The 7,301-nt window shown below is 64.7% G+C and carries 10 protein-coding genes; 2 read left to right on the forward strand and 8 right to left on the reverse strand.

Annotated features, from left to right (window positions below):
* Positions 1 to 69: 69 nt before the first annotated feature.
* The 5 genes from AC1D1F_RS23470 to AC1D1F_RS23490 all read right to left on the reverse strand — a co-directional run bounded on the left by AC1D1F_RS23470 (position 70) and on the right by AC1D1F_RS23490 (position 3,561).
* Complete coding sequence (locus AC1D1F_RS23470) at positions 70 to 540, reverse strand: tetratricopeptide repeat protein (protein ID WP_477677220.1); 471 nt, start codon at positions 538 to 540, stop codon at positions 70 to 72.
* A 122-nt stretch (positions 541 to 662) separates the two neighbouring features.
* Positions 663 to 1,337, reverse strand: a complete 675-nt coding sequence (locus AC1D1F_RS23475; RefSeq protein WP_477677221.1) for a phytanoyl-CoA dioxygenase family protein — start codon at positions 1,335 to 1,337, stop codon at positions 663 to 665.
* 22 nt (positions 1,338 to 1,359) lie between these two features.
* Positions 1,360 to 2,112, reverse strand: a complete 753-nt coding sequence (locus AC1D1F_RS23480; RefSeq protein WP_477677222.1) for an alpha/beta hydrolase — start codon at positions 2,110 to 2,112, stop codon at positions 1,360 to 1,362.
* Between the two features lie 17 nt (positions 2,113 to 2,129).
* Positions 2,130 to 2,870, reverse strand: a complete 741-nt coding sequence (locus AC1D1F_RS23485) for an anti-sigma factor (RefSeq protein WP_477677223.1) — start codon at positions 2,868 to 2,870, stop codon at positions 2,130 to 2,132.
* Between the two features lie 79 nt (positions 2,871 to 2,949).
* A complete protein-coding gene (locus AC1D1F_RS23490; RefSeq protein ID WP_477677224.1) occupies positions 2,950 to 3,561 on the reverse strand; it encodes an RNA polymerase sigma factor in 612 nt (203 codons plus the stop codon).
* A 234-nt stretch (positions 3,562 to 3,795) separates the two neighbouring features.
* Between AC1D1F_RS23490 and AC1D1F_RS23495 the strand changes: the two genes are divergently transcribed.
* Both AC1D1F_RS23495 and AC1D1F_RS23500 read left to right on the forward strand, forming a co-directional pair.
* Positions 3,796 to 4,377, forward strand: a complete 582-nt coding sequence (locus AC1D1F_RS23495) for a DUF3455 domain-containing protein (protein WP_477677225.1) — start codon at positions 3,796 to 3,798, stop codon at positions 4,375 to 4,377.
* Between the two features lie 16 nt (positions 4,378 to 4,393).
* A complete protein-coding gene (locus AC1D1F_RS23500; protein WP_477652755.1) occupies positions 4,394 to 4,987 on the forward strand; it encodes a hypothetical protein in 594 nt (197 codons plus the stop codon).
* Between the two features lie 9 nt (positions 4,988 to 4,996).
* Here the strand turns inward: AC1D1F_RS23500 and AC1D1F_RS23505 are convergent, their stop codons facing one another.
* From AC1D1F_RS23505 to AC1D1F_RS23515, 3 genes are read right to left on the reverse strand one after another with little or no spacing between them, the layout of a single operon-like run.
* A complete protein-coding gene (locus AC1D1F_RS23505) occupies positions 4,997 to 5,644 on the reverse strand; it encodes a cupredoxin domain-containing protein (protein WP_477677226.1) in 648 nt (215 codons plus the stop codon).
* A gap of 17 nt (positions 5,645 to 5,661) precedes the next feature.
* The gene (locus AC1D1F_RS23510; protein WP_477677227.1) at positions 5,662 to 6,108 is read right to left on the reverse strand and encodes a group I truncated hemoglobin; all 447 of its coding nucleotides are present in this window, start codon (positions 6,106 to 6,108) and stop codon (positions 5,662 to 5,664) included.
* A 29-nt stretch (positions 6,109 to 6,137) separates the two neighbouring features.
* Entirely contained in the window at positions 6,138 to 7,043 is a 906-nt protein-coding gene (locus AC1D1F_RS23515) for a DUF3034 family protein (RefSeq protein ID WP_477696264.1), read from the reverse strand.
* Positions 7,044 to 7,301: the final 258 nt, after the last annotated feature.

A 7,301-nucleotide genomic window follows, 5' to 3' on the forward strand; every position in this document is an offset into this window, starting at 1 on the left:
CCGCGCATCTCCAGCAACTCACAACCCTCCCGGCAGCACGACGATGCCAGGAGGGTGTTTGAGCGCTTGTTACTTGGCAGCCGGCTTGTATTCCGCAACAGCCTTGGCCAGATCACGGGTTTCTTCGCAGCCGGCGCAGATGGCCTGCAGCTTGGCGAGCTGGGCGTCGGCCTGGGCTTTCTGGTTGGTTTTCAGGTAGGCGATGCCCGAATATTCCAGCGCGCCCTTGTGATTGGGGTCCAGCGCCAGGGCCTTGCCGTAAGCGGCAAAGGCCTCGTCGTACTTGCCCAACCAGCGGTTCGAATAACCGAGGTAGTTGTAGGCGTCGGCATTCTTCGGGTTCTTGGCCACGACCTTGTTGAAACTGCTCACGGCCTCGGACCAGTTCTTCGCGTCAATGGCTTTCTTGCCGGCGGCGAAGTCGTCGATCTGCGCGTTCTGCACCGGCGTGGTCTGTATGTCGGCCGCGATGGCCGCGCCGGCCAAAGCCAGGGCGATGACGGGCAGGGCGATGAAGTTACGGATGGAAAAAGCGTTCATGTCGGGCTCCTTGAATGTTGCTTGCTTACTGACTAAGTTGGATGCGCTGCGAATCAGCACCTTATACAAACGGCATGACTGGAGAATTGGATGCAGCCGAACTCGTATTTATTTGTAAGGGCTCAGGCCGCTTGCGGCCATTGAAGGCCGAAAGGCAGTGTGCGCGGCCCGAACAGGAAGTGCAACACCCTTCGCCGGCTGTTTCCCGTGGATTTGGAGGAGGCGTGCAGCAGCAGCGGTCGCATGGCCATCACGCTTCCCTGCTCCGCCGTGCAGACGGCTTCGGCCTGGACCTGGCGGGCCGCCGCGGCGGCTTGCGCTTCCATCCTGCCCTGCAGGTGGGAACCAGGGATGACCCGCAGGGGGCCGTCCTCGGCGCCGCAGGCATCGATGTGCAAACGCACGGCCACCAGTTGCTCTAGCAGCTCGATCGGCGGCTGGACGTACAGGACGCCTTCCTTCTCCGACCAACCGCCCAGGCCGGCGTGTTCCACGCGGGCTGCCACCGGGATGCTCATGTCCTGGTGCACCGGCACCAGCCAGTTGCGTGATGCCGACTTCTCGAAGAAGGTGCACTGCACGGCCACGAAGTCAGCCGGAACCAGCGGCGCCAGCAAGGGGTGCCGATGCAGCGATGCCGCAAGCGCCTGGCACCAGGCTTGCGACAGCAGGCCGCGTGTTCCGGCTGAGTCCGGCGAAACACCCGCAAGCCGGGAAGCGACCGACTCGCATTCGGCACCGCCCAGCACCTGGGGAACAAGCGCAAAGCCCTGGGTCGTGAATGCGGTGTGATCCATGCCTGCCAGGGGATGCCGAGGGTCACAGCATCGATTGAAACAGCACGAGGTACTGCGGATGCTGCGAGATCGTGTTGTGCGAGGTTCCCGGCAACATCTTGAGCGCGGCCGTGCCTTTGTTGAAGCGCGCATGCAACTGCCCGGTGCTGGCCGCCGGGATGACCTCGTCGTGTTCAGCGGAAATCAGCAGCGTGGGCGCCGTGACCTTGGGCGCGTACTTCCAGGATTCAAACTTGTCGACCAGCAGCCAGGAGATGGGAAACCAGGGAAAGCGCTGCGCGGCCAGTTCCTGGATGCTGTTGTAGGGCGTCACCAGGATCAGGCGCGACACCGGCCGCTGGCTGGCGACCCAGACAGCTACACCAGAGCCCAGGCTTCTGCCGACTACGGTGACGTCCGCATGCGTCTTGCTGACGTGGTCGAACAAGGCCAGGGCATCGCTTTGCAGCGCCGCCTCGGTGGGGCTACCGCTGCTGCCGCCATAACCCCGGTAGTGAAGCAGGTAGATGGCGTGATCCGGGAAGGCTTGCGCGAAAGACGGCAGGTTGGCCGAAACGTCTTCGGCATTGCCGCCGAAGTAAACAAGGGCCTTGGGCCCTGTCGCCTGCCGGGCGGTGAGCACGAGATCCGCGTCGCTAACCTTGAGGTGCAGCGTGGACGCCGGGCTGCCTTCCAGGCGGGGCTGCGGGAAGTAGAGCAGCGAACGCTGGTACACAAACAGCGCCGCGCAAATGGCCAGGTAGGCCAGCAGCAGGACCGTGAAGAAAACCGCCACTGCGCGCGCCGGCCTGTTCACCACAGCTTGGCGCAATTGCCGCTGAAGACCACGGTCTCGCCGGGTTTGGCCGGGTTGGCCTCGGTTTCCAGCGTGACGACCAGCTTGCCTACCTTGGACAGCAGTTTTTCCGAGGTGTCGGGCAGCATGGAGACCGCCGAGCCGCTGGTCGGCACGGTGCCCAGCGAAAACGCCGGGCCGTTGGCCGGCACGGCCCACAGCACCAGCTTTCCGCTGGCGGGCGGCGTGATCGGGCCTATGACCTTGACCGTCATGGTCTTGCCGTGGCGCAGCGAACTGACCAGCAGCTTGCCGTTGCCCTGGGCGTCGGTGAGCAGGCCCACATAGCTTTGCGGCAGCTTTTCGCCCGAGCGCATCGCGAGCTGGTCGCTGGACATGAACAGGGTGGGCATGGCGACAAAGAACGCGCTGGCCGCGATCACGCCCGCGGCCAGGCCGCCAAAACCAAAGCCCGCCGGCTTGAGCCAGCCCAGCCAACCGGCTTTGCCCTGCGCATGCCGCGTGCCGGCGGGCTGCGTGCGCGCCGCGATCGCGGCCCACACCCGGGGTGAAGGCTGCTGCGCCGGCACAGACATCGCCAGCTGGCCCAGGCGCGCCTCCCATTGGGTGACACGCACACGCACATCGGCGCGGTCGCGCTGCAGTCGTTCAAAGCGCCGCCGTGCGCCGCCGGCCAATGTGCCCAGCACATAGGCGGAGGCCAGGTGCTCGAGCAATTCAGGGTGGGTGTATCTCATGACAGCCCACACGCTTGCGGCAAAGCCGCTGCGCTGCCCCCCGAGGGGGCCTTCGCGCCTTGGAGCGGTCCGGCGGCGCTCATGCCACCACTCCTTGCGCGGCCAGGCAGCCCTTGAGTTTCTCCAGGCCGCGCCGTATCCAGGCTTTCACCGACCCCAGCGGCGCGCCCATCTGGGCGGCCACCTCGCTGTGCGACAGGCCCTGGTAATAGGCCAGCGCCAGGCTTTGCCGGTGGCTGCCTTCCAGCGCGTTCATGCAGCCTGCTATATGCAGGGCCTCGGTGGCCTGCTCCAACAGCTGCATGGCGCTGGGGGCGGGTGCCATCGTGCTTTCGCTGTCTTCTTCGTCCACGTCGCCCGATTCGGGCAACTCGCTTTCCTTGCGGCGCGCGCGTGCCCGAAAGGCGTCCAGCGCCTTGTTGCGGACGATGGCGATCAGCCACGTCATGGGTTGAATGGTTTGGCCGTCCACCTCGCTGCGGTAGCCGGCTGCGCTTTTCCAGATGCTCACATACGCCTCTTGCAGCACATCTTCGGCCGCCTGTCCTTGTCCCAATATACGAACGGCGACGCCAAACAGATGCGTATGGGTGCGTTCATAAACTTGGGCGAAGCAGCCATGGTCGCCTTGCGCCGCGCCGGCGATCAGGGCTTGCAGGCTGCGGGTGTCCATGTCGGAGGCCAGTTTCATGCGGCTGAGTATAGGGAGTTAGGCCCAGGCGGCAAAACATCTCCGGCAATGGCATTTTTTCAAAAAAAACTGCATCCAATTGGTGCTTGCCGTCGTTTGTCCCTGGTGGGCGGGCCGCCGCGCCGGCCCACAGCCCTCCAGCACTGGGAGTTGGGGCTTTTTTACTTTCTTTTTTACTTTCATTTAACCCGGGGACCTGTCAATATTTGCAGGGCTCCCTCTCAGGAGATCGCCATGACACCGATTGCAACCGCCACCCCACCCAGGTTTCACACCGGCCTTGCCGCCGCCGCCTTGTGTGCCGGCCTGCTGTTGAGCGCCTGCGCCGGCGGCCCAGCCGCGCAAATGGACACAGGCAAGCCGGTGCCCGCCGCGCTCAAGCCGGCCGATGGTGAACGCGCGGCCTTCACCTGGCACGCGGTGGGTTCGCAGATTTACGAATGCCGCGCCTCCGACAAGGGTGGCTGGGCCTGGGTGTTTGTTGCGCCCGAGGCGGACCTCTTCAACCAGAAAGACGAAAAAGTCGGCACGCATGGCGCCGGCCCCAACTGGACCGCGCTAGACGGCAGCAAGACCGTGGGCACGGTCAAAGCGCGCGCCGACGGCGAGCGTCCCGGCGACATCCCCTTGCTGCTGCTGACGGCAAAATCCGCCGGCACACCAGGCAAGATGGCGCCGGTCACCAGTGTGCAGCGCCTGAACACCGAAGGTGGCAATGCGCCGGCCCGAGGCTGCGCCACGCAAGCCGACGCCGGCAAACGCGTCAAGGAAGGCTATACCGCCGACTACGTGTTTTTCACCGCCAAAAACACTTGAAAAAGTGAGGCCCGAGATGTCCGTGCTCAAGAACCTTTTCAGCGCCAGCAAGAGCCCCAAGCACGACGCCACGGGTCCTGAAACGGGGCCGGTCAAGATGAACCTGGACGAGCGCATGGCGTTCCGACGCGAGATGCTGTTCGAGGCCATCAAGGTCACCATGCAGGCCCACGGCATCCTGTCGGCCAGCTACAAGTTCCGCGTGGTGCGCAACGACAAGCGAGGCCACCAATACTTCGTGCTGGTGGACCTTTCCACCGACTTCCTGGACAACCGGGAGGGCGGGCCCGCCCGGCTGGCCGAGGTGGGGGCGGCCATCGCCAAAAATGCCGCCACGCGTTACGACCTGCTGGTCAGCGGCGTGTACTGGCAGGTCAATGAACAGATCCAAGGCTTCTCGGCCAGCCGGCCGGTCCCCCTGCCCGCGGGCCAGGACGCGGGCGATTCGCGGCCGCCTGTGCGGCGCCATGAGCGCGCCACGCTGGAAGAACTCGCGGCCTTTGAGGCCGCCTGGGAGAAGGGTCGGGCGCTGCAGATCGGCGACCGGGTTTATTCATCCGACCTGGCGCCGCTGGAGGTGGATTCCCGGAAAGACGACAGCCGAAGCTAGCGATCCTTGTCAGGGCCTGCGCCGCCGCGGCACCACCGTGAGCTGCATGACGTTTTTGGCCAGCACCGTGCCCACCGTTACCTGTTGCGGCGCGATGTCTATCAGCTGCTCGGCCTGCCAGACCTTCACCTGGGCCGTGCCCTCGGGCAGGTCTTCAAAGGTCGCGATGCCTTCGAAGCTGGTTTTCGCGGCCCAGGGTGATTCGCTGGCATAGAGGTAGCCGCGCATGGAGCCGTGGATAAAGCAGCCCAGCAGGGTCGCGCCCAGCACCCCGGCTTTGTCCAGCGTTACCTCGCTGGACTTCGCGGGCTTGCCCTCGGCCTTGCCTTCGAGCCGCATTTCAAAGCCCGCGTTCGTCGCGCTGAATTGGCCCATGCCCGCGGGCGAGCTGCGCACATGGTGGTCCCAGGCGTCGTTGTTGATGAACTGAACCCTGGCCCCCACGGGCACCACCGTCACCGCCGGGACGAACTGCATCTTTTCCTGGTAAATGGTGGCTTGCGCGGGCAGCGGGTTTTTAGGGAGAGCACCCTTGCCGGCCGGTGTGACCACCACCACCGCGTCTTGCACCGGCTTGCCGTCCTTGTCGAGCACCGAGACCACGAGCTTGCCGGCCTGCGCCGCCGCGCTGAAGGCCAGCAGTGCGGAAAGGGCCATGCCCCGCGTGGCGGCCTTCATGGCTTGGCCCCGCTTTCCGATGGCGTGATGATGTCGCGGTTCATGGGTGCCAGCAGCGCCAGCATTTCGTTCTGCTTGCGAAACGGGATGCCCTTGGCGTCCATGCTTTGCTGCAGCACTTCGACCAGCGCATGGAAGTCGGATTTTTTGATCTCCAGGTTGGCATGCGCGCTTTTCATGTCGGCGCCCTTGTAGACGCAGGGGCCGCCGCTCAGGGCGCAGAGCTGCTCCACCAACTGCTCCTTCACGCGTTGCTGGTTGGACGGCCCGAAGTGCGGCCCGGTGCGCGGATCGGCCAACAGGCGGACCATGAAGTCGTCCATCAGCGCGACCAGGCCGGGCTTTTCGCCGAAGGCTTTGTAGAGCTGGTCGTTTTGCGGGGGCGCGGTTTGGGCGAACGCGTTGCCCGCGGCAAACGCCAGGCAGATCAGTGTTTTTTTCATGATGATGCTCCTTGAATGATTGGCGAGGCTCAGAAAGCGACCTGGGCCGAGAGGTAGTAACCGGACTGCTTGCGGCTGGCCGTGGTCGCGGGCACGATCACGCCCAGGTCCACATAAGCCAGCGTCAGCGAGAGGTTTTTCGTCGGCGCCCAGGCGATGAAGATGTCCTTCCAGTCTTCCGAGCGCAGGCCGTTGCCCAGGCCCGCGGCACGGCCGGCGCCTTCCAGCTTGTTGCGCATGAAGCGGTACTCGGCGCCCACGGCAATGTTCTTGCTGACCAGGTAGGCGACCGAAAACTCCGGCTGCAGGCTGTAGCGGTTTTCATCACCGCCCAGCGTCGCGCCATAGCCCAGCAGGCCGTTCTGGTTGGCTTTGGTGGCGCGCAGCGTGGCGTTGACCAGCAGGCCCTGGCCCAGGAAAAGTTTGGTGGCGCTCACGTACACGTCAACACCCGAACGTTTGGCGCCCAGCGCGGCCAGCGTGCCGTCCAGCCCGGTCGAGCCCAGCTTCTTGTACTGCACGCCGACAGCCACTTGCGGCACCAGCGTGTCGCTGTCGAGCACCGCATCACCCAGCACGCGAAGCTTGGCGCCCACGATGGTCTGCTTCAGGTGCAGCCCCGGCAGGCCCAGCGCCACCCCGGTGTCCCGCGTGTTGAAGTCCTGACGCGCGATGGACAGCTCGTAGCGGTCATGGATGCCGGCCGCCGCGCCGTAGATGTTCAGGCCATAGTCGCGGGTGCCGACATGGGTCAGGTAGGCCGAGCCACCGATCTCGTCCGCCGTGGCGTTGCTGCCGATCACGGCCCAGGGCGTCAGGCCGCCGCCGGCCGGGCCTTCTATGGTGCTGACGCCGCCGGTCAGGAGGAGTTTTCCTGTGTCGGCTTGGGCAGCCATGCTCAGGAGGAGGCCTGCGAGTAGGGGGATGGTTTTCATGGGGTGGGGTGTGGTTGAGGGGGCTGGTGGTATGGAGTACGGGTGGGTGGGGGTTAGTGGATTCAACTTTTTTCTGGGTTGTGCTTAGGGGGGGCTTTTTGCTGAGTTGTGCTGGCCGGGGGTAGCCCGGCGGCTACTCACTTTTCTTTTGCTTCGCCAAAAGAAAAGTAAGCAAAAGAAAAGGCGACCCTGGTTGCTGCGTCCCTTCGCTGCGCTACGGGCAACCTGCGGTGCTCGGTCCAGACGGGGTCTCGCTAA

It is taken from the genome of Polaromonas sp. P1_H6 (genome assembly GCF_056405195.1).